Raw genomic sequence first — 23,800 nt, forward strand, 5'->3', positions numbered from 1 at the left:
ATGGATGCAGCAGGAGAGGAGCTCGCAGATCGCGTGAGAGCGCTTCTCACCCTCGACGGAAACGTCGAGGAGAAGCGGATGTTCGGCACGCGCGCATTCCTTCTCGACGGACACATCCTCGTCGGAGCGCGCACAGGCGGGGTGCTGCTGGTTCGCGTCGATGAGGAGCACGGCGCCTCGCTGATCACGCGGTCAGGGGTCGCGTCCGCGGTCATGGGCCCACGGACGATGGGGGCCGGCTGGCTCGATGTGTCGCCGAGCGTCATCGTCGACGACGATGATCTCGCATCCTGGCTCGACATCGCGCGTGAAGACGCGAAGCGAGATGACTGAGGTCGAGCCTCAGGGGCAGTGTACGAGAGTCTTCGGACCCGATCGATCGATCTCGTGCTCGCTCATCGGTGATCCGCACAGCGGACAGGCGCGCTCTGCACGCTCAGAGGGACTCGGCGGAGGAGTCTTCTCGTAGGGTCCGACCGAGGCCGGGCCGGCGAAGCGGATCAGATTCGAGTTGAACCAGGCATAGAGGCCTCCTGCCTCGCGGATCCGAGAGCGGAGCGGAGGGCGATCATCAGAACTGGCCATGTTGCTTAGTGTACTAACTATTAGTGTCAATGTATATTCGGATTCGTGACCGCATCGGACGACCTGCTCAAACTCGACAACCAGCTCTGCTTCGCTCTGGTGACAGCGGCGCGCAACGTCGTGGCGATCTACAGGCCGATACTCGAGCCTCTCGGGCTCACTCATCCGCAGTATCTCGTGATGCTGGCGCTCTGGGAACGCGCTCCGCGCCCACTGAACGACCTTGCGGCCGATCTCGCGCTCGAGCCCGCGACGGCGTCGCCGCTGGTGAAGCGGCTGGAAGCCGACGGTCTGGTGGCGAGACAGCGCAGCGTCGAAGACGAGCGGCGTCTCGACATCACGCTCACAGAGGCCGGTCGGGCTCTGCGTGACCGAGCCCTCGACGTTCCCCGACAGGTGATGGCCGCCGTGGGAATGGACCTGCAGCAGATCGCGACGCTGCGTGATGGGTTGTCGGCGTTCGCGGGGCGCCGTCCGTCCCCGGAGTGACCGCGTCATAGGGTGTGGGCATGCCGATCGACCACCAGACGTGTCCTGCGCGCCGGAGTGTCGATCGGCTGGTCCTTCCTTTCGTCGTGGTGGTGCTCTTCGTCGTGGCGATGATCGTGTCGGCGATCCAGGGACAGCCGACATTCCGTCCCGCCGAGCCGATTCCCGCCGGTACGGTTGAGCCGCTGCCCACGGCGTCGCCGGGTGGGACAGGCCTCCCTGAGCCGATGGAGGGCGAACCCACGAATGCCGCGGTCGCGCAGATGCTCACCGTGATCCTGATGGTGTTGGTGGCGGCCGGGATCATCGTTCTCCTCGTGATCGTCGCCAAGGCCCTGGTTCGAGCATGGCGAGATCGCCCGCTCAGGCGCCGCGATGCAGCCGTGGTCGCGCCCGAGGTCGAGCAGTTCGAGTCGCCGCCGACGGCGGACATCGCAGTCGGGGTGATGCGACGAGGGATCGCCGGGGCGCTGGCCACGATCGATGAGCGTGTCAGAGCGACGGATGCCATCATCGCGGCCTGGATCGGGCTCGAAGAGAGCGCCGCAGACGCCGGGGTCACGCGAGCGGCGAGCGAGACTCCGGGGGAGTTCGTGGTGAGGATCATCACCCTGCGGCCGGGCGTCGCGGACGAGGCTGTGGCGCTGCTGCGCCTCTATGAGAGCGTCCGCTTCGGAACCCGGGTTGCCGACGAAGATGATCGGTCCTCGGCGCGACGGGCACTGCGGCGCATCGAGGAGGTGTGGCGATGAGCGCGCGGAGAACACTCCTCGCGGTGGGCATCGCGGTCGTCGCGGCTCTCGCCCTCCTCGGGTTCGGCTTCACCTGGCCGTTCGTGATCGGCTGGAGTCTGCTGATCTGCTCGGTCGGTCTGCTCGGACAGCTCGTGATGCCGCTCGAACCGGGCTTCGACGCGCCGAGCATCGACACGGAGCCTCATCGGCGGCCGACGGAGATCTCCCGGATGGCGTGGGCGCTGAACACGCACACCGGCATGGCCGGACAGCAGATCACCCGACGCGTCAGCGCGATCCTGCGCCATCGGTTGCTGCGCCAGGGAATCGATCCGGATGACCCGGACGACAGGGAGCGCCTCACCGCGGTGATCGGACCCGACCTCTGGGATCGGCTCACCGGTCGCGCCCCGACGATCGTCGACATCGAACGGGCGTTGGATGCCGTCGACCGACTGAACCCCGCATCGCCCGGCGAGCCATCGCTCGCGCCGCACTCCCCGGCCCCAGACCAGGGGCGGCCCTCACTGTTCCGTCGATCAAGGAGATGACATGACGAGCCCCGCAGAGATCGCCGACACCGGAGCCAGGATCCTCGCCGCAGTGAGGACCGTCGTGGTGGGCATGGATGACCCCGTCGAGATCGCGCTCGCGACGATCCTCGCGGGTGGGCACGTGCTGTTCGAGGACGTGCCGGGGCTGGGCAAGACCCTCGCCGCCCGCAGTCTCGCGTCTGCCCTGGGGCTGTCGTTCCGCCGCCTGCAGTGCACTCCCGACATGCTCCCCGGCGACGTGACCGGATCGTACGTGTACGCACCGGACTCGGGGGACTTCGTCTTCCGCCCGGGGCCGATCTTCACCGGTCTGCTGCTCGCCGACGAGATCAACCGGACCACGCCGAAGACCCAGTCCGCGATGCTCGAGGCGATGGCGGAGCGGCAGGTGACCGTCGAGGGCAACAGCTTCGCGCTGCCGGCGCCGTTCCATGTGATCGCGACGTCGAATCCGATCGAGTATGAGGGCACCTACGCGCTTCCCGAGGCGCAGCTCGACAGGTTCATGGTGCGGCTGTCCGTCGGCTATCCGGGGCCGGAGAACGAGGCTCGGATCCTGGAGAATCGGGTGAGCAGGCGCCAGGAGGCGACCCACGTCGTCCCGGTGATCGACGCCGCTCAGCTCGTCGCCCTGCAGGACGCTGTCGAGGCCATCCACGTCGATCAGGACATCTCCCGCTACTGCGTCGAGATCACGCGCGCCACGCGGAATGCGCCGAACGTCGAGGTCGGGGCCTCGCCACGAGGTTCGCTCGGTCTGCTTCTGCTCGGACGAGCTCTGGCGGCACTGGACGGCCGCGACTTCGTGCGCCCGGATGACATCAAGCGCATCGCCGTGCCTGTGCTGGCGCATCGGCTCACCCTCACCCCGCAGGCGTGGGCTCAGGGGGCGTCAGCGTCCGATGTGGTGCGCTCGGTCGTCGGGCAGGTCGCAGTGCCGTCTACTGTCGGGGCGCTCGGATGACGGATGCTCCCGACGTGGGGCGTCGCGGGCCGGTGCTGTCCGTGGCGATCGGGGGTGCGGTGATCCTGGCAGTCATCGGCCTTCTGTCGGCTCGGCCGGACGTCGTGGCCATGGGGCTGCCGCTCGCCCTCTGGAGCGGGTTCGCGATCGCGCGCGGTCCGGCCGCGGGCGTGCCGAAGGTCACGATCGATCCGCTGCCTGGGCCGGAGGGCGAGCTGCTCAGCGCGGTCACCGTCGTGGCCGATGCGGAAGCCGTCGAGTTGTTGATCGTGCAGTCGGAGCGTCGCACCAGGCGCGTGATCGTGCCAGGGCACGGGTCGACCGTGACAGCACGCAGCAAGGTCCTGCACTCCGGGCCGGCGATTCCCGTCCAGGCGGCTGCGAGAGGGTTCTCCTTCGAAGGCGCAGCGCTCTCGAAGAGGTCAGAGGTTTTCTCCGCCAGGCGCCAGGTCGCGCCGCCCCGTAGAGCGCTCGATGCGCTGCCGCTGCCCCGACGGCTGATCGGGTCGCACGGTGCTCACGAGGGTCGCCGTCAGGGCCAGGGCGGTGACTTCAGGGACATCCACGCCTTCGCTCCCGGAGACGAGCTGCGCCGCGTGGACTGGCGGGCCACGGCGCGGATGGCCCGCAGGCCGGGGGATCTGCTGGTTCGACGCACCAACACCCTCAGCGACTCCTCCGTCGTGATCGCGATGGACACGTCGGAAGACCTCGGCGAGGTCGTCTCGTCGTGGGGGAGCGGCGACTTCGAACGCAGCGGAGTGACATCGCTCGACCTCGCGCGCGAGGCCGCCCGTGCGATCGCCGACTCGGCCATCGGCGCAGGCGACCGCGTCGCGCTGCACGTGCTCGTGCACGGGGGCAGGTCGCTGCGCAGCGGCAGCGGATCGCGGCATCTCTCGCGCGTCGTGGCGGCCATCGCCACGACCGGCCAGGCGCGAGACGATGCGACCTTCCGCCGCACTCCTCCCGTGCCGCACGGCTCTGTCGTCTTCGTGCTGTCGACCTTCTTCGAGGGCGCCGCGGCACGGACGGCGCTGATGTGGAGGGCGAGCGGACACAGAGTCGTCGCCGTCGACGTGCTTCCGCCGCTCGACCGCACGCGTCTCACCCGCGCGCAGCTCATCGGTCTTCGAACGGTGCTCGCCGAACGGGAGAACGTGTTCGCCGATCTGCATGGCGCCGGAGTCGATGTGGTCTCCTGGGCCGATGATCCGTCGTCGGCGCTGCTCGCGATCGCGAGGGCGCGCCGATGAGGGCGAACGACTCCCTGCAGACCGGCCCTGCCGTCCCCTGGCTCGTCGTGCGGGGCGCGCTCGTCGTCGTGGTCGCGGTCGGAGCCGTCGCCCTGTGTCCGCTGATCGGGTGGCAGGTGGCCGCGGTCGTGCTCGCGATCGTCGCCGCCGCCCTTCCGCAGACGTTCGCGGCGTGGGGATCCATCGGCTGCCTCGTGATCGGGATGCTGATCTCGGAGCCCGATCTCGGGCGCGCGATGATCGCGGTGCTCGTCGTGCAGCTCATCCACGTGCTGATGTCGCTCTCTCTCGTGATCCCCGCGGGGTCCCGCGTGGTGATCGCCGCACTCCGGCCCAGCGCCCTGCGGCTGCTCGCCGTTCAGGCGATCGCCCAACCGGTGACCGTCCTTGTGATGGTCGTCACGCAGGGATCGGCGCAGACCGTGCCGTGGGCCGCGGTGGCGGGAGCCGGAGCCGTCGTCGCTCTCGCGGCGACCCTGCTCGTGCGGGCGAACCGACGTGCACCGTGAGTGAAGATGCCTTCCCTGTGAGCCCTCACGGAGCCAATGTCCGTGGCCCCTCGTAGACTTGATCAGTGCCTATCGTCCCGGTTGCAACCCCAGGAAAACTCAGCGTTCGCGGTGCCCGCGTACACAATCTGAAGAACGTCGACATCGACATCCCACGCGACTCCCTCGTCGTGTTCACCGGCCTGTCCGGTTCGGGAAAGTCGAGTCTTGCGTTCGACACGATCTTCGCCGAAGGGCAGCGTCGCTACGTCGAGTCGCTGAGCGCGTACGCGCGCCAGTTCCTCGGCCAGGTCGACCGACCGGACGTCGACTTCATCGAGGGGCTCAGCCCCGCGGTGTCGATCGATCAGAAGTCGACCAACCGCAACCCGCGGTCGACGGTCGGCACGATCACCGAGATCTACGACTACATGCGTCTGCTCTGGGCGCGCATCGGCATTCCGCACTGCCCCGAGTGCGGTGAGCGCATCCAGCGACAGACGGTGCAGCAGATCGCCGACCAGCTCATGGAGCTGCCCGAGCGCACGCGCTACCAGATCGTCGCGCCCATCGTCTCTCAGAAGAAGGGCGAGTTCGTCGATCTGTTCCGCGAACTGGGTGCCAAGGGTTACTCCCGTGCGATCGTCGACGGAGAGCTGATCCAGCTGGCCGAGCCGCCCACGCTCAAGAAGAGCTACAAGCACGACATCGCGGTGGTGGTCGACCGCCTGGTCGCGGCCGACGACATCCTCGGTCGCGTCACCGACTCGGTCGAGACCGCACTCGGTCTCGCCGGTGGCGTCGTGCAGGTGAACTTCGTCGACGAAGAGGGCGACGACGCCTGGCAGTCGTTCTCCGAGAAGCTCGCGTGCCCGAACGGGCACGCTCTGTCGCTCACCGAGATCGAGCCGCGCACCTTCTCGTTCAACGCGCCCTTCGGTGCCTGCCCCGCCTGCTCGGGTCTCGGCACCCGCATGTCGGTGGACATCGACCTGATGCTCGGCGACGAGGAGCTCTCCATCCGCGAGGGCGCGATCGTTCCCTGGACCACCCAGGGAAAGGGACTCTTCCAGTACTACGAGCGCCTGCTCGAGGGCCTGGCCGACGACCTCAACTTCTCGCTCGACACCCCGTGGCAGGACCTCAGGGTCGACGTGCAGGATGCGATCCTCCGCGGCGACAACTACAAGGTCACGGTCAAGTTCAAGAACCGGTACGGGCGCGAGATGCGTTACGCATCCGGCTTCGAGGGCGTCGTCCCCTACATCGAGCGGCAGTACGCGCAGGCCGAGTCCGACACGCAGCGCTCACGCTGGGGCGAGTACCTCCGCGAGGTGCCGTGCCCCGTGTGCGACGGCAACCGGCTCAAGCCCGAGGTGCTCGCGGTGCAGGTGCACGGCCACTCGATCGCCGAGGTGTCGCACCTGAGTCTCGCCGATGCGCGCTCGTTCATGGAGACGCTCACTCTCACCGATCGTGAGGCGAAGATCGCGGCCCAGGTGCTGCGCGAGATCCGCCTGCGACTCGACTTCCTGCTGCAGGTAGGGCTCTCGTATCTCAACCTCAGCCGCTCGGCCGGATCGCTCTCGGGTGGTGAGGCACAGCGCATCCGCCTCGCCACGCAGATCGGCTCGGGTCTCACCGGTGTGCTCTATGTGCTCGACGAACCATCGATCGGTCTGCATCAGCGAGACAACCGTCGGCTGATCAACACCCTTCTGAAGCTCCGCGACCTCGGCAACACGCTGATCGTCGTCGAACACGACGAAGAGACGATCGAGTCGGCCGACTGGGTCGTCGACATCGGGCCGGGCGCGGGAGTGAACGGCGGCGAGGTCGTGCATTCCGGCTCCTACGAGGCGCTCCTGGCCGAGCCGAGCTCGATGACGGGACAGTACCTCTCCGGGCGTCGCGAGATCCCGACGCCGAAGAAGCGCCGCAAGCTCGACAAGAAGCGCATGCTCAGCGTCGTCGGCGCCCGCGAGAACAATCTGAAGAACGTCAGCGTGAACTTCCCCCTGGGCGTTCTGACGGCGGTCACCGGAGTGTCCGGCTCAGGCAAGTCCTCGCTGGTCAACGACATCCTGTACCAGGTGCTCGCCTCACGGCTCAACGGCGCCCGCACGGTCCCCGGAAAGCACACCCGTGTCTCGGGTCTCGACAATCTCGACAAGGTCGTGCACGTCGACCAGGCGCCGATCGGACGCACGCCGCGCTCGAACCCGGCCACCTACACCGGCGTCTTCGACCGCATCCGTTCGCTTTTCAGCGAGACCCCCGAGGCGAAGGTCCGCGGCTACCAGCCCGGACGCTTCAGCTTCAACGTGAAGGGCGGCCGCTGCGAGGCGTGCTCGGGCGACGGCACGATCAAGATCGAGATGAACTTCCTGCCCGACGTCTACGTCGACTGCGAGGTCTGCCACGGCAAGCGCTACAACCGCGACACGCTGTCGGTTCACTACAAGGGCAAGAACATCGCCGAGGTCCTCGAGATGCCGATCGCCGAGGCGGCCGAGTTCTTCGAGCCCATCCAGGCGATTCACCGCTACATGAAGACACTGGTCGACGTGGGTCTCGGCTACGTGCGTCTCGGTCAGTCGGCGACGACCCTGTCCGGCGGCGAGGCGCAGCGAGTCAAGCTCGCCACCGAGCTCCAGCGTCGCAGCAACGGTCGCAGCATCTACGTGCTCGATGAGCCGACCACGGGTCTGCACTTCGAAGACGTGCGCAAGCTCCTCGAGGTGCTGAACGGACTCGTCGACAAGGGCAACACGGTGATCGTCATCGAGCACAACCTCGATGTGATCAAGTCCGCCGACTGGGTGATCGACCTCGGGCCGGAGGGTGGCTCCGGTGGCGGTGAGATCCTGGCGACCGGCACCCCCGAGCAGATCGCGCGAGTCGAGGACAGCCACACCGGCCAGTTCCTCGCCGAGATCCTGGGTGAGGGGCGCTCTGCGCGGAAGGCCAGTTGATGGTCGACGTCCTGCCGTACAAGCCGCGGGCTGGTGAGATCCCCACCAACCCCGGCGTGTACCGCTTCCGCGACGCCGATGGACGCGTGCTCTACGTCGGCAAGGCGAAGAACCTGCGTCAACGCCTGTCGAACTACTTCGCACCGCTGCGCACGCTCCACGAACGCACCCGACGCATGGTCACCACGGCGTCTTCCGTCGAGTGGACGGTCGTCTCGACCGACGTGGACTCGCTCCAGCTCGAGTACATGTGGATCAAGGAGTTCGATCCGCCCTTCAACGTGCGCTACAAGGACGACAAGTCCTACCCGTTCATGGCCGTCACCCTGGGCGATGAGGCGCCACGCGTGATCGTCACCAGGAATCGCAAGATTCCCGGTGCGCGCTACTTCGGTCCCTACCCGAAGGTCTGGGCCGTGCACGAGACGATCGACCTGATGGTCAAGGCCTTCCCGATTCGCACCTGCAGCGACTCCAGTTACAAGCGCGCGATGCAGACGGGGCGTCCGTGCTTTCCGGGGCAGATCGGCAAGTGCGGCGGACCATGCTCGATGACGGTCACCATCGAAGAGCACCGTGCGATGGTCGACGACTTCGTCGCATTCATGGCCGGAGGAGACGAGCGCTTCACCCGAGAGCTGACGAAGCGGATGCTCGCAGCCTCCGCGGCGATGGATTACGAGGCCGCCGCCAGATTCCGTGACAAGCTCACGGCGATCGAGGCGGTGCTCGGCAAGAGCGCGCTGGTGCTGGCCACCGACGAGGACGCCGACCTGTTCGGAATCGCGGAGGACGAGCTCGCCGCGGCCGTGCAGCACTTCGTGATCCGTGGCGGACGCGTGCGAGGCGTCCGCGCGATGACGATCGAGAAGGAGATCGACATCTCGACTGCCGACCTCGTCGATCAGGTGCTGCAGCGTGCCTACGGCGATGCGCAGGACGTGCCGCGTCGGATCATCGTGCCGACGCTGCCGGACGATGCCGCCGAGCTCGAGGTATGGCTGCGTGAGCGGCGAGGCAAGAAGGTCGAGATCGCCGTCGCCCAGCGCGGTCAGCGCGCCGACCTCATGCGCACCGCGACACTCAACGCGCAGCAGGCGCTGATCCGCTACAAGACCCGTCGCACGAGCGACTACATCGCACGCACGCAGGCTCTCACGGATCTGCAGGAGGCGCTGGGGATGTCGGAGGCGCCGCTGCGCATCGAGTGCTTCGACATCTCGCACCTCGGGGGCACGAACGTGGTCGCGTCGATGGTGGTCTTCGAAGACGGACTGCCTCGAAAAGACCAGTACCGGTCGTTCAACATCGCCGAGACCACGGACGACACCGATTCGATGTACCAGGTGCTGCGCCGTCGCCTCGCCTACCTCGATCGTCCGGAGGAGGTCGACGAGCCCGCAGCGGTCGCGCCGGCCGTCGCGGCCACGACAGAGGGTGGAGACGAGCTCGCAGAGGTCGTGGTGGAGGTCAAACGCAGGCCGCGCTTCGCCTACCCGCCGCAGCTGCTGCTGGTCGACGGCGGCCAGCCGCAGGTCGAGGCGGCCGCGCGCGCCCTCCGCGACGCCGGTCACACCGAGATCGCGGTGTGCGGCATAGCCAAGAGGCTCGAGGAGGTCTGGCTTCCCGGCGAGGACTTCCCGGTGATCCTGCCACGCACGAGCGAGTCGCTCTACCTGCTCCAGCGGCTCAGAGACGAAGCCCACCGATTCGCGATCACTCACCAGCGCAAGCGGCGCAGGAACGACATCACGTCGATCCTCGCCGAGGTGCCAGGGCTCGGCGCATCGCGGATCAAGGTGCTGCTCAAGCACTTCGGATCCGTCACCGCACTGCGGTCCGCTGCTCCTGAGGAGATTCAGGAGGTGCAGGGGATCGGGCCCGTGCTCGCCGAGAACATCCATACGCATCTCTCCACTCGCTAGGCTGGGTCAAGCGGGGGAGAAGGAGTAACCATGACTGACGGGGACAAAGGCGAGTTCCTCATCGTCACGGGCATGTCGGGCGCGGGGCGCACGACGGTTGCCAACGCGCTCGAGGACCTCGGGTGGTACGTCGTCGACAACCTGCCGCCGCAGATCCTCCGTCCGCTTCTCGACCTAACCGACATGGGCGGCAATGCGCTGCCCAAGGTCGCAGCGGTCGTCGACGTACGAGGTCGCAACCTCTTCGACGACTTCCCGGGCGTGGCGAGAGCGCTGCGGTCACGCGGTTCCGTGCGCGTTCTGTTCCTGGATGCGTCCGACGACGTCCTCGTACGTCGATTCGAGGCGGTTCGCAGGCCGCATCCGCTGCAGGGAGATGGCACGCTGCTCGACGGCATCCGCATCGAACGTCTCCGCCTCGCGCCGATCCGCGAGTCGGCCGACCTCGTGGTCGACACTTCGGCGCTCAACATCCATCAGCTCGCCACCCAGGTGTCCGACCTCTTCTCAGAAGAGGGTGCGGCGCGGCACCGCGTGACGCTCATGAGCTTCGGGTTCAAGTACGGTCTTCCGACAGATGTCGACATGGTCGCGGACATGCGCTTCCTGCCGAATCCGTTCTGGAACGAGGATCTTCGCGGCCTGACAGGTCAAGACGAACCGGTGAGGGACTACGTGCTCTCCCGTGAGGGCGCCGCAGGTTTCCTCGATTCGTATTCGGCGGCTCTCACGCCGGTGCTCGAGGGGTACCAGCGCGAGAACAAGAGCCATTCGACCATCGCGATCGGCTGCACGGGCGGCAAGCACCGATCCGTCGCCATGGTGGAGGAGCTCGCTCGTCGGCTCGCGTCCGTGCCGGGAGTGGCCGTCAACGTGCGTCACCGAGACCTCGGCAGGGAATAGCAGGAGCCTCCGTCAGAGTAGGCTGGAGGTTTGCGCCGCGATCCGGCGCGTGAGCGTAGAGGAGTGTCGTGGCACTAACCACCGACGTCAAAGCTGAGCTGGTCAGCATCCGTAATGCACCCCCGACGGTGCGTGTCGCGGAGGTCACCTCTATCCTCCGGTTCGCCGGCGGACTGCACTCCATCGCCGGGCGGGTCGCCGTCGAGGCAGAGGTGGATGCCGAGATCCTCGCGCAGCGTGTCGCGCGCGACCTCGCAGAGATCTACGGGGTTCGGCCCGAGATCGCCCAGGTGCAGTCGAGCACGGCGAACGACGGAGCGCGGTGGGCTGTCAGGGTGATCGCGTCGGGGGAGACCCTCGCTCGCCAGACCGGTCTGCTCGACCAGCGCCGTCGTCCGGTCCGCGGACTCCCCAACCGCCTCACCACCGGCTCTCGCGCCGAGGTGGCCGGTCTGTGGCGCGGAGCGTTCCTCGCCGCAGGAACCCTCAGCGAGCCGGGCCGCTCCGCCATGCTCGAAGTCGCCTGCCCGTCGTCTGAGGCCGCCATGGCGCTCGTCGGCGCCGCCCACCGCCTCGGAGTCGCTGCGAAGGCACGCGAGGTGCGCGGCATGCCCCGCGTCGTCGTCCGCGAGGGCGAGGCCATCCGCACGATCCTGAGCGAGATGGGCGCGCAGAAGACCGCCGTCGCGTGGGAAGAGATGCGTCAGCGCCGCGAGGTGCGCGCGGGTGTGAACCGACTCGTGAACTTCGACGACGCCAACCTTCGTCGCTCCGCGCAGGCCGCTGTCGCCGCCTGCGCGCGTGTGGAGCGCGCTCTCGAGATACTCGCCGACGAGGTGCCCGATCACCTCAAGGTCGCCGGTGAGCTGCGCCTCGCGCACCGTGACGCGAGCCTCGACGAGCTGGGCCATCACGCCGATCCGCCGATGACGAAGGATGCCGTCGCCGGCCGCATCCGCCGCCTTCTGGCGATGGCCGACAAGCGTGCCCAGCAGGAGGGCATCCCGGGCACCGAGGCCGCCGTGCCCGCAGGACTCGACGTCTGACGACAACCGGACTCTCATGAGCGAGGCGGCCCCGATCAGGGGCCGCCTCGCTTCGTCATACGGAGGAAGGATCCAGGACAGCCGTGCGTTGTCGTCACTAGGATGAGTTACGTCCGCTCTTCGCCGCACATCGGCGGCGCAGAGGATCGGCAAGCGCCGCGGCGCGGCGCGGATTGGATGAAAGCGACATGGCGACCTACACGCTCCCCGACCTTCCCTACGACTTCGCAGCCCTCGAGCCGCACATCAGCGGCAAGATCATGGAGCTGCACCATGACAAGCACCACGCGACCTACGTCGCCGGCGCCAACACCGCCCTCGAGCAGCTCGCCGAGGCGCGCGACAGCGGCAACCTCGCGAACGTGAACAAGCTCGAGAAGGACCTCGCGTTCAACCTCGGCGGTCACGTCAACCACTCGATCTTCTGGACCAACCTCTCGCCGACCGGCGGCGGACAGCCCGAGGGCGAGCTCAAGGCAGCCATCGACGAATTCTTCGGCTCGTTCGAGAAGTTCCAGGCGCACTTCACCGCGAACGCCCTCGGAATCCAGGGCTCCGGCTGGTCCGTGCTCAGCTGGGACTCGATCGGTCAGCGTCTGATCATCCAGCAGCTGTTCGACCAGCAGTCCAACACGGCGCAGGGCACCGTGCCGCTGTTCCAGCTCGACATGTGGGAGCACGCCTTCTACCTCGACTACCTCAACGTCAAGGCCGACTATGTCAAGGCCGCGTGGAACATCGCCAACTGGGAGAACGTCGCGCAGCGCTTCGAGGTCGCCCGCGAGAAGACGAACGGCCTGCTGGTACTGTCGTAATCGGGTCGCGTCCCGACGGGCCAAGTCTCGTCGGGACGCCATCTCAGCCAAAAACCCCCGCGCATCGCGTAAGCACTTTTGCTGCGCACAGCGCACGAGAAACAGGGAGACCTGAGTGTCTGTCAAGATCGGTATCAACGGCTTCGGCCGCATCGGACGCAACTACTTCCGCGCGGCTCTCGCGCAGGGAGCGGACATCGAGATCGTCGCGGTCAACGACCTCACCGACAACAAGACCCTTGCCCACCTTCTGAAGTACGACTCTGTGGGCGGCGTCCTCGACGCTGACATCAGCTACGACGACGAGAGCATCACGGTCAACGGGAAGACGATCAAGGCGTTTGCAGAGCGCGACCCCGCGGGTCTCCCGTGGGGCGAGCTGGGTGTCGACATCGTCATCGAGTCGACCGGCTTCTTCACCAAGGCCGAGCTCGCCAAGAAGCACATCGAGGCGGGTGCCAAGAAGGTGCTCATCTCGGCCCCCGGCACCGGCGTCGACGGCACGTTCGTCATGGGCGTGAACGAGGACACGTACAACCCGGAGACGGATCACATCATCTCCAACGCGTCGTGCACGACCAACTGCCTCGCGCCGCTGGCCCAGGTGTTCAACGACGCATTCGGCATCGACCGCGGCTTCATGATGACCGCCCACGCCTACACCGCAGACCAGAACCTGCAGGACGGCCCGCACAGCGACCTGCGTCGTGCACGCGCCGCTGCGATCAACATCACCCCGGCCTCGACCGGTGCAGCCAAGGCGATCGGCGAGGTTCTGCCCGAGCTCCAGGGCAAGCTGAGCGGCTCGTCGTACCGCGTTCCGGTTCCCACCGGCTCGATCGTCGACCTGACGCTGATCACCGACCGTGAGAACCTCACTGTCGAAGAGGTCAACGAGGCCTACAAGAAGGCAGCTGCCGAGGGTCGCCTCGCCGGCTTCCTGCAGTACAACGAAGACCAGATCGTCTCGAGCGACATCGTGCACAACCCGCACTCGTCGATCTTCGACGCGACGCTGACCAACGTCAGCGGCAACCTGGTCAAGGTCTCCAGCTGGTACGACAACGAGTGGGGCTACTCCAACCGTCTCGTCGACCTGACCGAGTACGTGGCCGAGCGTCTCTGAGACACCTCCCATGACTCTGCGCACCCTGGATTCACTGGGTTCGCTCGAGGGCAAGCGCGTCATCGTCCGTTGTGATCTCAATGTCCCCCTCCGGGACGGGATCATCACGGACGATGGCCGTGTCCGCGCCTCGTTGCCTACCCTCAACGCACTGATCAACGCGGGCGCCCGCGTCGTCGTGTGCTCGCACCTCGGACGCCCCGACGGTGCGCCCGACCCGCAGTACAGCCTCGCGCCGGTCGCCCAGCGACTGTCCGAGCTGCTCGGCAAGCCGGTCGCGTTCGCGCGCGACACCGTCGGCGAGTCGGCGCAGGAGGCCGTGGCCTCGCTCGAAGACGGCGACATCGTCGTCATCGAGAACCTGCGGTTCAACCCGGGGGAGACCTCGAAGGACGACGCCGAGCGCGGCGCCTTCGCGGCTCAGCTCGCAGAACTCGGCGACGTGCTCGTCTCCGACGGATTCGGTGTCGTGCATCGCAAGCAGGCGAGCGTCTACGACCTCGCCGAGCTGCTGCCGTCGGCTGCCGGTCTGCTGATCGCGGCCGAGCTCGATGTGCTCGACCGTCTCACCGAGAACCCCGAGCGACCGTACGCGGTCGTGCTCGGCGGATCGAAGGTGAGCGACAAGCTCGGTGTCATCTCGCACCTGCTGCCTCGCGTGGATCGCATCCTCGTCGGTGGCGGAATGCTGTTCACCTTCCTGAAGGCGCAGGGCCACGCCGTGGCATCCAGCCTCCTCGAAGAGGACCAGCTCGAGACGGTGCGCGGCTATATCGCCGAGGCCGAGAAGCGCGGCGTTGAGCTCGTGCTCCCGACCGACGTCGTCGTCGCCTCCTCGTTCTCGGCGGATGCCGACCACGAGGTGACGGCTGCGGACGCGATCGAGGACACGGCGTTCGGCGCTGCCGGAATCGGCTTGGACATCGGTCCCGAGACCGCCGCGCGGTTCGCGGAGGTCATCCGCGAATCGAAGACGGTCTTCTGGAACGGCCCGATGGGCGTGTTCGAGTTCCCGGCCTTCGCCGGCGGCACCAAGGCCGTCGCGCAGTCTCTCACCGAGGTCGACGGTCTGAGCGTCGTCGGCGGAGGAGACTCCGCAGCAGCCGTGCGCCAGCTCGGCTTCACCGACGACCAGTTCGGTCACATCTCGACCGGTGGCGGCGCCAGCCTCGAGTTCCTCGAGGGCAAGAAACTACCCGGCCTGGAGGTGCTCGGATGGGCGTGAACACTCGTACCCCGCTGATCGCGGGAAACTGGAAGATGAATCTCGACCACCTGCAGGCGGTCGCGTTCGTGCAGAAGCTGCACTGGACTCTCAAGGATGCCAAGCACGAGGACGGATCGGTCGAGGTCGCGGTGTTCCCGCCCTTCACCGACATCCGCAGCGTGCAGACGCTCATCGACGCGGACAAGATCCCGTTCGCTCTCGGTGCACAGGACATCTCGGCTCACGACTCCGGTGCGTACACCGGTGAGGTGTCGGGAGCGTTCCTCGCCAAGCTCGACGCGAAGTACGTCATCATCGGCCACTCCGAGCGCCGCGAGTACCACGCGGAGTCGGATGACGTCGTGGCTGCCAAGACGAAGGCCGCGCTGAAGCACGGCCTCTCGCCGGTCATCTGCGTCGGCGAGACCGCCGAGGACCTCGAGAAGTTCGGCGCCAGCGCCGTTCCCGCCGGGCAGCTCGAAGCGGCTCTGCAGGGGCTCTCGAAGGATGCCGACATCGTGGTGGCGTACGAGCCCGTCTGGGCCATCGGCTCCGGACAGGCGGCGACGCCTCATCAGGCGCAGGATGTCTGCGCCGCGCTGCGCAAGGTGATCGCCAAGGTCCTCGGTGACGACGCTGCGGCGCGCACCCGGATCCTGTACGGCGGATCGGTCAAGGCGGCCAACATCGCCAGCTTCATGCGTGAGCCCGATGTCGATGGCGCACTCGTCGGAGGCGCGAGCCTCGTGGTCGACGAGTTCGCCGCGATCATCCGCTTCGAGAAGCACGTCGGCGTGTGAGTGTGGCGGGGCTCCGGCCCCGCCGCACCGTATACTTGACCGTTACCGGGGCAATCCTGCCCCAGCGAAAGGCTCTTCCTCGTGGAAATTCTCGAGTTCGTCCTGCAGGTGGTGCTGGGCATAACCAGCGTCCTGCTGACTCTCCTCATCCTCCTCCACAAGGGTCGCGGTGGCGGCCTCTCCGACATGTTCGGTGGCGGAATGACGTCGGCTGTCGGCTCGTCGGGTCTCGCTGAGCGCAATCTCAACCGCTTCACCGTGATCCTCGCTCTGGCGTGGTTCGTGGCGATCGTGGCGCTCGGTCTCATCACGAAGTTCGAGGTGATCTGATGGCTACCGGCGGCAATGCGATCCGAGGGACCCGTGTGGGTTCCGGCCCCATGGGCGAGCAGGACCACGGCTATCACGCCGACCGCATCGCGGTCTCGTACTGGGACGGTCTCGGCAACGAGACGGTCCGCTACTTCGCCGCGGGGCTTCCTGAAGAGGAGATCCCCGAGACGATCGACCACCCCCAGTCCGGTCTGCCGGCGGGTCGTGACAAGGCGAACCCGCCCGCGCTCGCGAAGCCGGAGCCGTACAAGACCCACCTCGCGTATGTGAAGGAGCGTCGCACCGACGCAGAAGCCGTCCAGCTTCTCGAGGATGCGCTCACCCAGCTGCGCGAGCGTCGAGGTCAGTGACCTCGATCTGATCTGTCGACAGAAGCCGCCGCGATTCGATCGCGGCGGCTTCTCTCGTCTGCGGTGTGCATGCTCACCGGCATCCGTACGCGGCGTCGATGTAGGACTGGGGCGGGTATCCGTAGGCCCAGACACCGTTCGCGTCGTCGCTGAAGCCCATGCTGATCGCCCAGGCGGTGGCCCACTTCTCGATGCTGTCCTGGGTCGACGAATCGTACATGTCCTCGCACTTCACGCTGATCGCATGGCCGACCTCATGGGCGACGAGAGCCTTGCTCCGGTCGGCGGGCCACTGCTCGGCTACAGAGTTCGACAGCTCGATGACCGCGCGATCCGGGTCATCCCACCACCAGGTCGTGAGGCCTCCCATGCTGCCGTTGTAGCCGGCATTGTTGACGACCTGATTCCAGTCGAACTCGAGCAGCACGCCGGGGGCGAGTGAGCGGGCGAACGCCTCGACCTCCATCCGCGCGGCCTGCAGAGGCCCTGTCTTCTCGGCGAGCTCGGCCTGTTCGGTCGCCACCACCTGCGCTGCCGCATCCTGCAGCGACACGAGGGTCTCGACGGCTGACGCGTCGAGGAGGGTCGTGCCGGATGCTTGGGACGCCGCATCGCGCAGTGCGATCACCGCATCGTTCTTGGCCGAGAGGTGCGCGGACTCGAATGCCGGTGCGGCGTCGGCCGCCGAACGGAGGACGACCGCGCCCGCGTCGGTCACCGTCGTGTCGGCAGAGGTCAGCGGGGGCGTCGCGCTGTCGAGGTCGGCCGCCAGATCGTCGAGATCGCGTGTCTGCGCTGTCAGTTCGCCGGATGCTGCGAAGAGCTCCCAGAAGGCCCCGGGTTTCGCTTCCGCGGCGGGCAGGTCCAGGGCGAGGAGATCCTCCGCGGGGGTCACGACCTCACGGGCATCGGTGGTCGCGGCCGAGAGGGCTTCTCTCGCTGCGGGAGCGACGAGCACACCCGAGTCGGTCTGCAGGAGGAGATCCGCGTTGCCCAGGGTGGAGGCGAGCGTGTCGAGCTCCTGTCGGAGTGCAGCTTCGGTGCTCTCGGTCGTGGCTCGGCCGACGTCGAACTCGGTGCGAGCCTCGTCGTAGCCGAGGCTCGCGGTGATCTGGAGCGCTCCGACCGTCATGGCGGCGAGCACGACCGCGGCACTGCTCAGAACCAGCCCGCGGCGTCGTCTCCGGCTTCTCGGCGTCGCTTCCGGCGCGCTGGCGAAGCGCGGGGGGAGCGCGTGTCCTCCTATGGCAGAGGAAGCCACGTCGACGGGTGCAGTCATGCGGTGGGGACCTCCGTGGGGAACCGGCGTATCACGACTCTAATGAGTGCACCGCTTCGTGGGAGAACCCCCGGGCAAGAATGAAGGCCCCCGCTGATCGCGGGGGCCTTCATCGAGTGAGGGGCTGACGAGAATCGAACTCGCATCATCTGTTTGGAAGACAGAGGCTTTACCACTAAGCTACAGCCCCGATTTCGGCGAGAACCTCTCGGTTCGTTGCCGACTCATCGATCATAGCGGACTGACGCGGGTGCTCGTGTCCGTTAGACTCGGTGGGGCTGAATCTGCAAGCGGATTCCCCGGGGCGTAGCTCAGCTTGGTAGAGCGCCCGCTTTGGGAGCGGGAGGTCGCAGGTTCAACTCCTGTCGCCCCGACACGGCTTCAACGGCCTGACAGCCGCGATTCAGCGCGGAAATCACAAGGAGAGCACACCAGAATGGCGAACAGCACCGTCGAGAAGCTGACCCCGACCCGGGTCAAGCTCAGCATCACGGTCACCCCCGACGACCTCAAGCCCAGCATCGCGCACGCCTACGAGCACATCGCTCAGGACGTGCAGATCCCCGGCTTCCGCAAGGGCAAGGTCCCGGCTCCGATCATCGACCAGCGCATCGGGCGCGGTGCGGTCATCGAGCACGCGGTCAACGAGGGCCTCGACAAGTTCTTCCGCGACGCGACCGTCGAGCACAAGCTCCGTGTCGTCGGGCGTCCGGCCGCAGACATCACGCAGTGGCCCAACGAGAAGGACTTCTCGGGCGACCTGCTCGTCGACATCGAGGTGGACGTCCGCCCCGAGATCGAGCTTCCGTCGTACGACGGCATCACGGTCACCGTCGACGCCGTCGAGGCTGACGACGCCGCGCTCGACGCCGAGCTCGAGAACCTGCGCGCCCGCTTCGGCACGCTCGTTCCCGTCGACCGCCCGGCAGCGAAGGGCGACTTCGTCGAGCTCGACCTCGTCGCCACGATCGACGGCGCCGAGATCGACCGCGCAGAGGGCGTCTCGTACGAGGTCGGCTCGGGCGAGCTGCTCGAGGGCATCGACGACGCGATCGAGTCTCTCACCGCCGGTGAGGACACCACGTTCCGCTCCGCACTCGTGGGCGGCGACCACGCCGGCTCCGAGGCCGAGGTCGCCGTGACCGTCAAGGCCGTCAAGGAGCGCGAGCTTCCCGAGGCTGACGACGACTTCGCGCAGATCGCCAGCGAGTTCGACACGATCGCCGAGCTCCGTGCGAGCCTCGCCGAGCGCGTCTCGCAGCAGGGCGTGTTCGCGCAGGGCTCCGCAGCGCGCGACAAGCTCGTCGAGGTCCTGCTCGAGCAGATCGACATCCCCGTGCCGCCGAAGCTCATCGAGGACGAGGTGCACAACCACCTCGAGGGCGAGAACCGCCTCGAGGACGACGTGCACCGCGCCGAGGTGACCGAGGCCAGCGAGAAGCAGTTCCGCACGCAGGTGCTGCTCGACACGATCGCCGAGCAGGCTGACGTGCAGGTCTCGCAGGAGGAGCTCTCGCAGTACCTCATCCAGTCCGCATCGCAGTACGGCATGGCGCCTCAGGAGTTCGTCGAGGCGCTGCAGTCGTCCAACCAGCTTCCCGCACTCGTCGGTGAGGTCGCCCGCAACAAGGCCCTCGCGATCGCGCTCGGCAAGGTCAAGGTCGTCGACACCAACGGCAAGCCGGTCGACCTGTCCGACTTCGTCGTGACCGACGACGAGGCCGAGGCGGAGTCCGACGCAGCCGCCGACGAGAAGCCGGCCAAGAAGGCTCCGGCGAAGAAGGCCGCTGCGAAGAAGTCTGACGACGACGACGCGGCTGAGAAGCCGGCTGCGAAGAAGCCTGCGGCCAAGAAGGCCCCCGCGAAGAAGGCCGACGACGCAGGCGCCGCTGAGAAGCCGGCCGCGAAGAAGCCCGCAGCGAAGAAGGCTCCGGCCAAGAAGGCTGCCGACAAGGCTGAGTGATCGAACACGATCTCGATGAGAGGGGCGGATGCTGCGGCATCCGCCCCTTTCTCGTGAAGACGACACCCCGTGAGCGAGGACATGATGAAGACCTGGGACGAACGCATCGATGAGGTGTGGGATGACGCATCGGGCGAAGAGGTCGGCGACGACACGATCGCCCGGATCGACGCTCTCGCCGCAGAGCGAGGGGTCGACGACGCACGAGCGCAGTTCGAGCGTGCAGGCGCCAGGGACTCCGCGGGGCGGCCGGCCGAGGCCGTGGAGCTCTACCGGCATGCTCTCGCTCTCGGGCTGGACGACGAACACCGCCCGCAGTGCGTCATCCAGCTGGCGAGCTCACTGCGCAACCTCGGCGAGTACGATGACGCGCTCGCGGTCATCCGCGCCGAGGAGGAGCTGTCGGCCGACGGACCCTACCGGGATGCCGTGGCGACAGTGCATGCGTTGATCCTGGCGAGTTCGGGCCAGCCGGCGCAGGGACTCTCGGTCGCGCTACTGGCGCTCGTGCCGCACCTTCCGCGGTACCACCGCTCGATGACCGCATATGCGCATGAGATCGCCGAACTCGACCGCTGATATGCCGACGGCGAACACGGCCTGAGCGCTGCGTTGTCGCCGGTAGATTCGAATCACTGAAACACGGAATCAGGAGCTGACATGGCTGCAGAACCCCTCCTCGCTACGAGCGTCTTCGACAGGCTGTTGAAAGACCGCATCATCTGGCTGGGATCGGAGGTGCGCGACGAGAACGCCAATGAGATCTGCGCGAAGATCCTCCTTCTCGCCGCCGAGGACTCCGAGAAGGACATCTACCTCTACATCAACTCGCCTGGCGGATCCATCACCGCGGGCATGGCGATCTACGACACGATGCAGTTCGTTCCGAACGACATCGTCACCGTGGGAATCGGCATGGCCGCATCGATGGGTCAGCTGCTGCTGACGGCCGGCACCAAGGGCAAGCGCTACATCACCCCGAACGCCCGCGTGCTGCTGCACCAGCCGCACGGTGGCTTCGGCGGCACGTCGAGCGACATCCAGACGCAGGCGCAGCTCATCACCTCGATGAAGAACCGCCTCGCCGAGATCACTGCGGCGCAGACCGGCAAGTCTGTCGAGCAGATCAACGCCGACGGTGACCGCGACCGCTGGTTCACCGCTGACGAGGCGCTCGAGTACGGCTTCGTCGACCACATCCGCGACTCGGCCACCGACGTCGTCGGCGGCGGCGGAACCGACCAGGACAGCAAGTAACGGAAAGCGAAAGGACTCTCATGTACACACCCACCTTCCGCGCTGCCGGCGACCTGCCCTCCAGCCGCTACGTGCTCCCTCAGTTCGAGGAGCGCACCGCCTACGGCTTCAAGCGCCAGGACCCCTACAACAAGCTGTTCGAAGACCGCGTGATCTTCCTCGGCGTCCAGGTCGACGATGCGTCGGCCGATGACGTGATGGCGCAGCTGCTCGTGCTCGAGAGCCAGGATTCCGAGCGCGACATCACGATGTACATCAACTCGCCCGGTGGTTCCTTCACCGCGATGACGGCGATCTACGACACGATGCAGTACGTCGCGCCGCAGATCCAGACCGTCGTGCTCGGCCAGGCGGCATCCGCTGCCTCCGTGCTGCTCGCGGCCGGCCACCCCGGCAAGCGTCTCGCTCTGCCCAACGCCCGTGTGCTGATGCACCAGCCGGCGATGGGTGAGGCCGGACACGGTCAGGCGTCCGACATCGAGATCCAGGCGGCGGAGATCCTCCGTATGCGCACCTGGCTCGAGGAGGCCATGGCCCGTCACACCGGCAAGCCGGTGGAGCAGGTCAACCGTGACATCGACCGCGACAAGATCCTGTCCGCCGCCGAGGCGCTGGAGTACGGACTCGTCGACCAGGTGCTCACGTCGCGCAAGCGCATGTAAGCACTTCGCTGTGAAAAGGACGTCGACCCCTCGGGGTCGGCGTCCTTTCGTCGTCTCCGGCGAATGTGCGACGATCGCGAGCAATGTGCTCATATGAGCAGATGGATGCGCGAACGGTGACACCAACGTAAACTGAGGCGAGGAAGGAGGATGCCATGGAAGAAGAACTGATCATGGTCCGCGTCGCCGAGCTGTATTACGACGAGGACAAGACACAGGACGAGATCGGCGCCCTCCTCAAGCTCTCCCGCTGGAAGGTGGGGCGGCTTCTCACGCAGGCCCGAGAGCGCGGTATCGTCCGGATCGAGATCGTGCACCCGCGTGCGCGCAGGCTCGGACTCGAGCGCCAGCTCGTGGAACGTCACGGGCTCACGGCCGCGGTGGTCGTTCCCTCTCCGGACGGCGATGACGGAACACTCGAGCGCGTAGCTCAGGCCGCCGCCGACTACCTCACCGCGATGCGGCCGGTGCCGCGCACTCTCGGCGTCAGCTGGGGACGCACTCTGCGTGCCGTGGCCGAATCGCTGCCGGACGGCTGGGCGACCGGCGTCACGGTCGTGCAGCTCAACGGGGGAGTGAGCCTCAATCGGCGCTCCGGTGGAGCCGCGGGCCTCGCCGTCACGATCGCCCAGCGGGCATCCGGACACGTGTCCCTCCTGCCGAGCCCGGCGATCCTCGAGCGCGTCGAGACCAAGCAGGCGATCGAAGCCGACCGCACCGTCGCGGCCGTTCTCGTCGAAGCAGCCGAAGCTCAGGCATTCCTGTTCACCGCGGGGCCGTGCGATGCGACGTCCGCGCATGTCGAGAACGGATACCTGTCGGCAGCCGATGTCGAGGAGCTCGCACGCCGAGGTGCCGTGGGCGATGTCCTGGGGCGCTACATCGACGCCGACGGCAACATCGTCGACCCGCAGCTCGATGCTCGGACGGTCGGAGTCGACCTCGGGCGCCTGCGCGCGGCGAAGCGCTCGATCTTCGTCACCGCCGGTGACGCCAAGCATGACATCGCGCGCACAGTCGTGACCAGCGGCCTGTGCAGCGTTCTGGTGACAGATGAGACCACAGCACGAGCATTGTTGGAGGAACGATGACGACCCAAGAACTCAGCCGCAGAACGGCGGTGGACGTTCTCGGCGGTGAGCCGGATGACGCCACACTCCGCCGTTTCCTGCACGGACTCCCCGGCGTCGACGCCGTCGGCCTCGAGCAGCGCGCTGCCGGGCTCGGCACGCGGTCGATCAAGACGACGTCGAAGGCCTGGGCCCTCGACACGATCATCAAGCTGATCGACCTCACGACCCTCGAAGGCTCGGACACCCCCGGCAAGGTTCGGTCGCTCGTCGCCAAGGCCAAGAACCCGGATGCCGCTGATCCGTCGACTCCGAAGGTCGCTGCCGTGTGCGTGTACGGCGACATGGTGGGCGACGCGGTCGAGGCGCTCGGTGCGCTGCACGGCGACCCCGATGACGGACTGATCTCGGTCGCAGCAGTTGCCACAGCTTTCCCCAGCGGTCGGTCGTCGCTGGCGATCAAGCTCGCCGACACCGCAGAAGCGGTCGCGGCAGGCGCCGACGAGATCGACATGGTGATCGACAGAGGAGCGTTCCTCTCAGGCCGATACGGGCTCGTCTACGACCAGATCGCCCAGGTCAAGGAAGCCTGCCGTCGGGCGGACGGCTCGTACGCCTCGCTCAAGGTGATCCTCGAGACCGGCGAGCTGAACACCTACGACAACATCAAGCGCGCGTCGTGGCTCGGCATCCTCGCGGGTGGCGACTTCATCAAGACGTCCACCGGCAAGGTGCAGCCCGCGGCCACGCTGCCGACCACTCTGCTCATGCTCGAGACGGTGCGCGACTGGCACCGCGGCACGGGCGAGCGCATCGGCGTGAAGCCCGCGGGCGGCATCCGCGCGTCCAAGGACGCGGTGAAGTATCTCGTCACGGTCGCCGAGACCGTCGGGGAGGAATGGCTCCAGCCGCACCTCTTCCGCTTCGGCGCCTCGAGCCTGCTGAACGACGTGCTTCTGCAGCGTCAGAAGCTCACCACCGGCCACTACTCCGGCCCCGACTACGTCACGATCGACTAG

General features: G+C 67.1%; 25 protein-coding genes and 2 tRNA genes. 24 read left to right on the plus strand and 3 right to left on the minus strand.

The window, feature by feature from the left end; genetic code table 11:
* Nucleotides 1-333: a TfoX/Sxy family protein gene (locus ACLKOY_RS00545; protein WP_436451992.1), complete on the plus strand. Its 333-nt coding sequence runs from the start codon at nt 1-3 to the stop codon at nt 331-333.
* A gap of 9 nt (nt 334-342) precedes the next feature.
* On the opposite strand, the gene ACLKOY_RS00550 is transcribed toward ACLKOY_RS00545, so the two are convergent.
* A complete protein-coding gene (locus ACLKOY_RS00550) occupies nt 343-585 on the minus strand; it encodes a hypothetical protein (RefSeq protein ID WP_140037408.1) in 243 nt (80 codons plus the stop codon).
* 45 nt (nt 586-630) lie between these two features.
* Here ACLKOY_RS00550 and ACLKOY_RS00555 point away from each other — a divergent pair, with 45 nt between their 5' ends.
* From ACLKOY_RS00555 to ACLKOY_RS00630, 16 genes are all read left to right on the plus strand, one after another.
* A complete protein-coding gene (locus ACLKOY_RS00555) occupies nt 631-1,074 on the plus strand; it encodes a MarR family winged helix-turn-helix transcriptional regulator (protein WP_436451993.1) in 444 nt (147 codons plus the stop codon).
* A 20-nt stretch (nt 1,075-1,094) separates the two neighbouring features.
* Complete coding sequence (locus ACLKOY_RS00560; RefSeq protein ID WP_436451994.1) at nt 1,095-1,826, plus strand: DUF4129 domain-containing protein; 732 nt, start codon at nt 1,095-1,097, stop codon at nt 1,824-1,826.
* Nucleotides 1,823-2,359, plus strand: a complete 537-nt coding sequence (locus ACLKOY_RS00565) for a hypothetical protein (RefSeq protein WP_436451995.1) — start codon at nt 1,823-1,825, stop codon at nt 2,357-2,359. Before ACLKOY_RS00560 ends, ACLKOY_RS00565 begins: the two co-directional genes overlap by 4 nt.
* A gap of 1 nt (nt 2,360) precedes the next feature.
* Complete coding sequence (locus ACLKOY_RS00570) at nt 2,361-3,326, plus strand: AAA family ATPase (RefSeq protein WP_436451996.1); 966 nt, start codon at nt 2,361-2,363, stop codon at nt 3,324-3,326.
* Nucleotides 3,323-4,582 (plus strand): DUF58 domain-containing protein, encoded by a 1,260-nt coding sequence (locus tag ACLKOY_RS00575; RefSeq protein WP_436451997.1) that lies wholly within the window; start codon nt 3,323-3,325, stop codon nt 4,580-4,582. The genes ACLKOY_RS00570 and ACLKOY_RS00575 overlap by 4 nt, the downstream gene beginning before the upstream one ends.
* Nucleotides 4,579-5,091, plus strand: coding sequence for a hypothetical protein (locus ACLKOY_RS00580; protein ID WP_436451998.1), 513 nt, complete (start codon nt 4,579-4,581; stop codon nt 5,089-5,091). The genes ACLKOY_RS00575 and ACLKOY_RS00580 overlap by 4 nt, the downstream gene beginning before the upstream one ends.
* Nucleotides 5,092-5,156: 65 nt before the next feature.
* Entirely contained in the window at nt 5,157-8,045 is a 2,889-nt protein-coding gene (gene uvrA, locus ACLKOY_RS00585; protein WP_436451999.1) for an excinuclease ABC subunit UvrA, read from the plus strand.
* Nucleotides 8,045-9,970, plus strand: a complete 1,926-nt coding sequence (uvrC, locus tag ACLKOY_RS00590; RefSeq protein ID WP_436452000.1) for an excinuclease ABC subunit UvrC — start codon at nt 8,045-8,047, stop codon at nt 9,968-9,970. Before uvrA ends, uvrC begins: the two co-directional genes overlap by 1 nt.
* Before the next feature lie 30 nt (nt 9,971-10,000).
* Complete coding sequence (gene rapZ, locus ACLKOY_RS00595; protein WP_363569889.1) at nt 10,001-10,873, plus strand: RNase adapter RapZ; 873 nt, start codon at nt 10,001-10,003, stop codon at nt 10,871-10,873.
* A gap of 68 nt (nt 10,874-10,941) precedes the next feature.
* Nucleotides 10,942-11,919, plus strand: coding sequence for a DNA-binding protein WhiA (whiA, locus tag ACLKOY_RS00600; protein WP_042540784.1), 978 nt, complete (start codon nt 10,942-10,944; stop codon nt 11,917-11,919).
* 188 nt (nt 11,920-12,107) lie between these two features.
* Nucleotides 12,108-12,734, plus strand: coding sequence for a superoxide dismutase (locus ACLKOY_RS00605; RefSeq protein ID WP_042540783.1), 627 nt, complete (start codon nt 12,108-12,110; stop codon nt 12,732-12,734).
* A 115-nt stretch (nt 12,735-12,849) separates the two neighbouring features.
* Complete coding sequence (gap, locus tag ACLKOY_RS00610; RefSeq protein ID WP_140037398.1) at nt 12,850-13,860, plus strand: type I glyceraldehyde-3-phosphate dehydrogenase; 1,011 nt, start codon at nt 12,850-12,852, stop codon at nt 13,858-13,860.
* A 10-nt stretch (nt 13,861-13,870) separates the two neighbouring features.
* Nucleotides 13,871-15,085: a phosphoglycerate kinase gene (locus tag ACLKOY_RS00615; RefSeq protein ID WP_363569892.1), complete on the plus strand. Its 1,215-nt coding sequence runs from the start codon at nt 13,871-13,873 to the stop codon at nt 15,083-15,085.
* The gene (tpiA, locus tag ACLKOY_RS00620; protein ID WP_436452001.1) at nt 15,076-15,867 is read left to right on the plus strand and encodes a triose-phosphate isomerase; all 792 of its coding nucleotides are present in this window, start codon (nt 15,076-15,078) and stop codon (nt 15,865-15,867) included. Before ACLKOY_RS00615 ends, tpiA begins: the two co-directional genes overlap by 10 nt.
* 81 nt (nt 15,868-15,948) lie before the next feature.
* Nucleotides 15,949-16,197, plus strand: coding sequence for a preprotein translocase subunit SecG (secG, locus tag ACLKOY_RS00625; protein ID WP_194763386.1), 249 nt, complete (start codon nt 15,949-15,951; stop codon nt 16,195-16,197).
* Nucleotides 16,197-16,550: an RNA polymerase-binding protein RbpA gene (locus ACLKOY_RS00630; protein WP_042540778.1), complete on the plus strand. Its 354-nt coding sequence runs from the start codon at nt 16,197-16,199 to the stop codon at nt 16,548-16,550. Before secG ends, ACLKOY_RS00630 begins: the two co-directional genes overlap by 1 nt.
* Nucleotides 16,551-16,623: 73 nt before the next feature.
* Here ACLKOY_RS00630 and ACLKOY_RS00635 read toward each other — a convergent pair whose 3' ends face one another.
* Together ACLKOY_RS00635 and ACLKOY_RS00640 are read right to left on the minus strand one after the other, a co-directional pair.
* On the minus strand, nt 16,624-17,829 hold the full coding sequence (locus ACLKOY_RS00635; RefSeq protein WP_436452002.1) for a hypothetical protein: 1,206 nt from the start codon (nt 17,827-17,829) through the stop codon (nt 16,624-16,626).
* A 119-nt stretch (nt 17,830-17,948) separates the two neighbouring features.
* Nucleotides 17,949-18,019, minus strand: a tRNA-Gly gene (locus ACLKOY_RS00640).
* A 110-nt stretch (nt 18,020-18,129) separates the two neighbouring features.
* Here ACLKOY_RS00640 and ACLKOY_RS00645 point away from each other — a divergent pair.
* The 7 genes from ACLKOY_RS00645 to deoC all read left to right on the plus strand — a co-directional run bounded on the left by ACLKOY_RS00645 (nt 18,130) and on the right by deoC (nt 23,800).
* Nucleotides 18,130-18,203, plus strand: a tRNA-Pro gene (locus tag ACLKOY_RS00645).
* Between the two features lie 62 nt (nt 18,204-18,265).
* A complete protein-coding gene (tig, locus tag ACLKOY_RS00650; RefSeq protein WP_436452003.1) occupies nt 18,266-19,792 on the plus strand; it encodes a trigger factor in 1,527 nt (508 codons plus the stop codon).
* Nucleotides 19,793-19,861: 69 nt separating this feature from the next.
* Nucleotides 19,862-20,371: a tetratricopeptide repeat protein gene (locus tag ACLKOY_RS00655; RefSeq protein ID WP_436452004.1), complete on the plus strand. Its 510-nt coding sequence runs from the start codon at nt 19,862-19,864 to the stop codon at nt 20,369-20,371.
* Nucleotides 20,372-20,452: 81 nt separating this feature from the next.
* The gene (locus tag ACLKOY_RS00660; protein ID WP_140037393.1) at nt 20,453-21,049 is read left to right on the plus strand and encodes an ATP-dependent Clp protease proteolytic subunit; all 597 of its coding nucleotides are present in this window, start codon (nt 20,453-20,455) and stop codon (nt 21,047-21,049) included.
* A gap of 20 nt (nt 21,050-21,069) precedes the next feature.
* Complete coding sequence (locus ACLKOY_RS00665; RefSeq protein ID WP_363569901.1) at nt 21,070-21,711, plus strand: ATP-dependent Clp protease proteolytic subunit; 642 nt, start codon at nt 21,070-21,072, stop codon at nt 21,709-21,711.
* A 155-nt stretch (nt 21,712-21,866) separates the two neighbouring features.
* Nucleotides 21,867-22,802, plus strand: a complete 936-nt coding sequence (locus ACLKOY_RS00670; protein WP_436452005.1) for a sugar-binding transcriptional regulator — start codon at nt 21,867-21,869, stop codon at nt 22,800-22,802.
* Nucleotides 22,799-23,800, plus strand: a complete 1,002-nt coding sequence (gene deoC / locus ACLKOY_RS00675) for a deoxyribose-phosphate aldolase (protein ID WP_079113056.1) — start codon at nt 22,799-22,801, stop codon at nt 23,798-23,800. Before ACLKOY_RS00670 ends, deoC begins: the two co-directional genes overlap by 4 nt.

The organism is Microbacterium sp. K2 (genome assembly GCF_051365005.1).
Classification (GTDB): domain Bacteria; phylum Actinomycetota; class Actinomycetes; order Actinomycetales; family Microbacteriaceae; genus Microbacterium; species Microbacterium foliorum_B.

Excerpts from the sequence above, each read along its gene's own strand:
- ACLKOY_RS00545 (WP_436451992.1), top strand. The coding sequence starts at position 1 with ATGGATGCAGCAGGAGAGGAGCTCGCAGATCGCGTGAGAGCGCTTCTC.
- ACLKOY_RS00550 (WP_140037408.1), bottom strand. The coding sequence starts at position 585 with ATGGCCAGTTCTGATGATCGCCCTCCGCTCCGCTCTCGGATCCGCGAG.
- ACLKOY_RS00560 (WP_436451994.1), top strand. The coding sequence starts at position 1,095 with ATGCCGATCGACCACCAGACGTGTCCTGCGCGCCGGAGTGTCGATCGG.
- ACLKOY_RS00565 (WP_436451995.1), top strand. The coding sequence starts at position 1,823 with ATGAGCGCGCGGAGAACACTCCTCGCGGTGGGCATCGCGGTCGTCGCG.
- ACLKOY_RS00570 (WP_436451996.1), top strand. The coding sequence starts at position 2,361 with ATGACGAGCCCCGCAGAGATCGCCGACACCGGAGCCAGGATCCTCGCC.
- ACLKOY_RS00575 (WP_436451997.1), top strand. The coding sequence starts at position 3,323 with ATGACGGATGCTCCCGACGTGGGGCGTCGCGGGCCGGTGCTGTCCGTG.
- ACLKOY_RS00580 (WP_436451998.1), top strand. The coding sequence starts at position 4,579 with ATGAGGGCGAACGACTCCCTGCAGACCGGCCCTGCCGTCCCCTGGCTC.
- uvrC (WP_436452000.1), top strand. The coding sequence starts at position 8,045 with ATGGTCGACGTCCTGCCGTACAAGCCGCGGGCTGGTGAGATCCCCACC.
- rapZ (WP_363569889.1), top strand. The coding sequence starts at position 10,001 with ATGACTGACGGGGACAAAGGCGAGTTCCTCATCGTCACGGGCATGTCG.
- ACLKOY_RS00605 (WP_042540783.1), top strand. The coding sequence starts at position 12,108 with ATGGCGACCTACACGCTCCCCGACCTTCCCTACGACTTCGCAGCCCTC.
- ACLKOY_RS00615 (WP_363569892.1), top strand. The coding sequence starts at position 13,871 with ATGACTCTGCGCACCCTGGATTCACTGGGTTCGCTCGAGGGCAAGCGC.
- tpiA (WP_436452001.1), top strand. The coding sequence starts at position 15,076 with ATGGGCGTGAACACTCGTACCCCGCTGATCGCGGGAAACTGGAAGATG.
- ACLKOY_RS00630 (WP_042540778.1), top strand. The coding sequence starts at position 16,197 with ATGGCTACCGGCGGCAATGCGATCCGAGGGACCCGTGTGGGTTCCGGC.
- ACLKOY_RS00635 (WP_436452002.1), bottom strand. The coding sequence starts at position 17,829 with ATGACTGCACCCGTCGACGTGGCTTCCTCTGCCATAGGAGGACACGCG.
- tig (WP_436452003.1), top strand. The coding sequence starts at position 18,266 with ATGGCGAACAGCACCGTCGAGAAGCTGACCCCGACCCGGGTCAAGCTC.
- ACLKOY_RS00660 (WP_140037393.1), top strand. The coding sequence starts at position 20,453 with ATGGCTGCAGAACCCCTCCTCGCTACGAGCGTCTTCGACAGGCTGTTG.
- ACLKOY_RS00665 (WP_363569901.1), top strand. The coding sequence starts at position 21,070 with ATGTACACACCCACCTTCCGCGCTGCCGGCGACCTGCCCTCCAGCCGC.
- ACLKOY_RS00670 (WP_436452005.1), top strand. The coding sequence starts at position 21,867 with ATGGAAGAAGAACTGATCATGGTCCGCGTCGCCGAGCTGTATTACGAC.
- deoC (WP_079113056.1), top strand. The coding sequence starts at position 22,799 with ATGACGACCCAAGAACTCAGCCGCAGAACGGCGGTGGACGTTCTCGGC.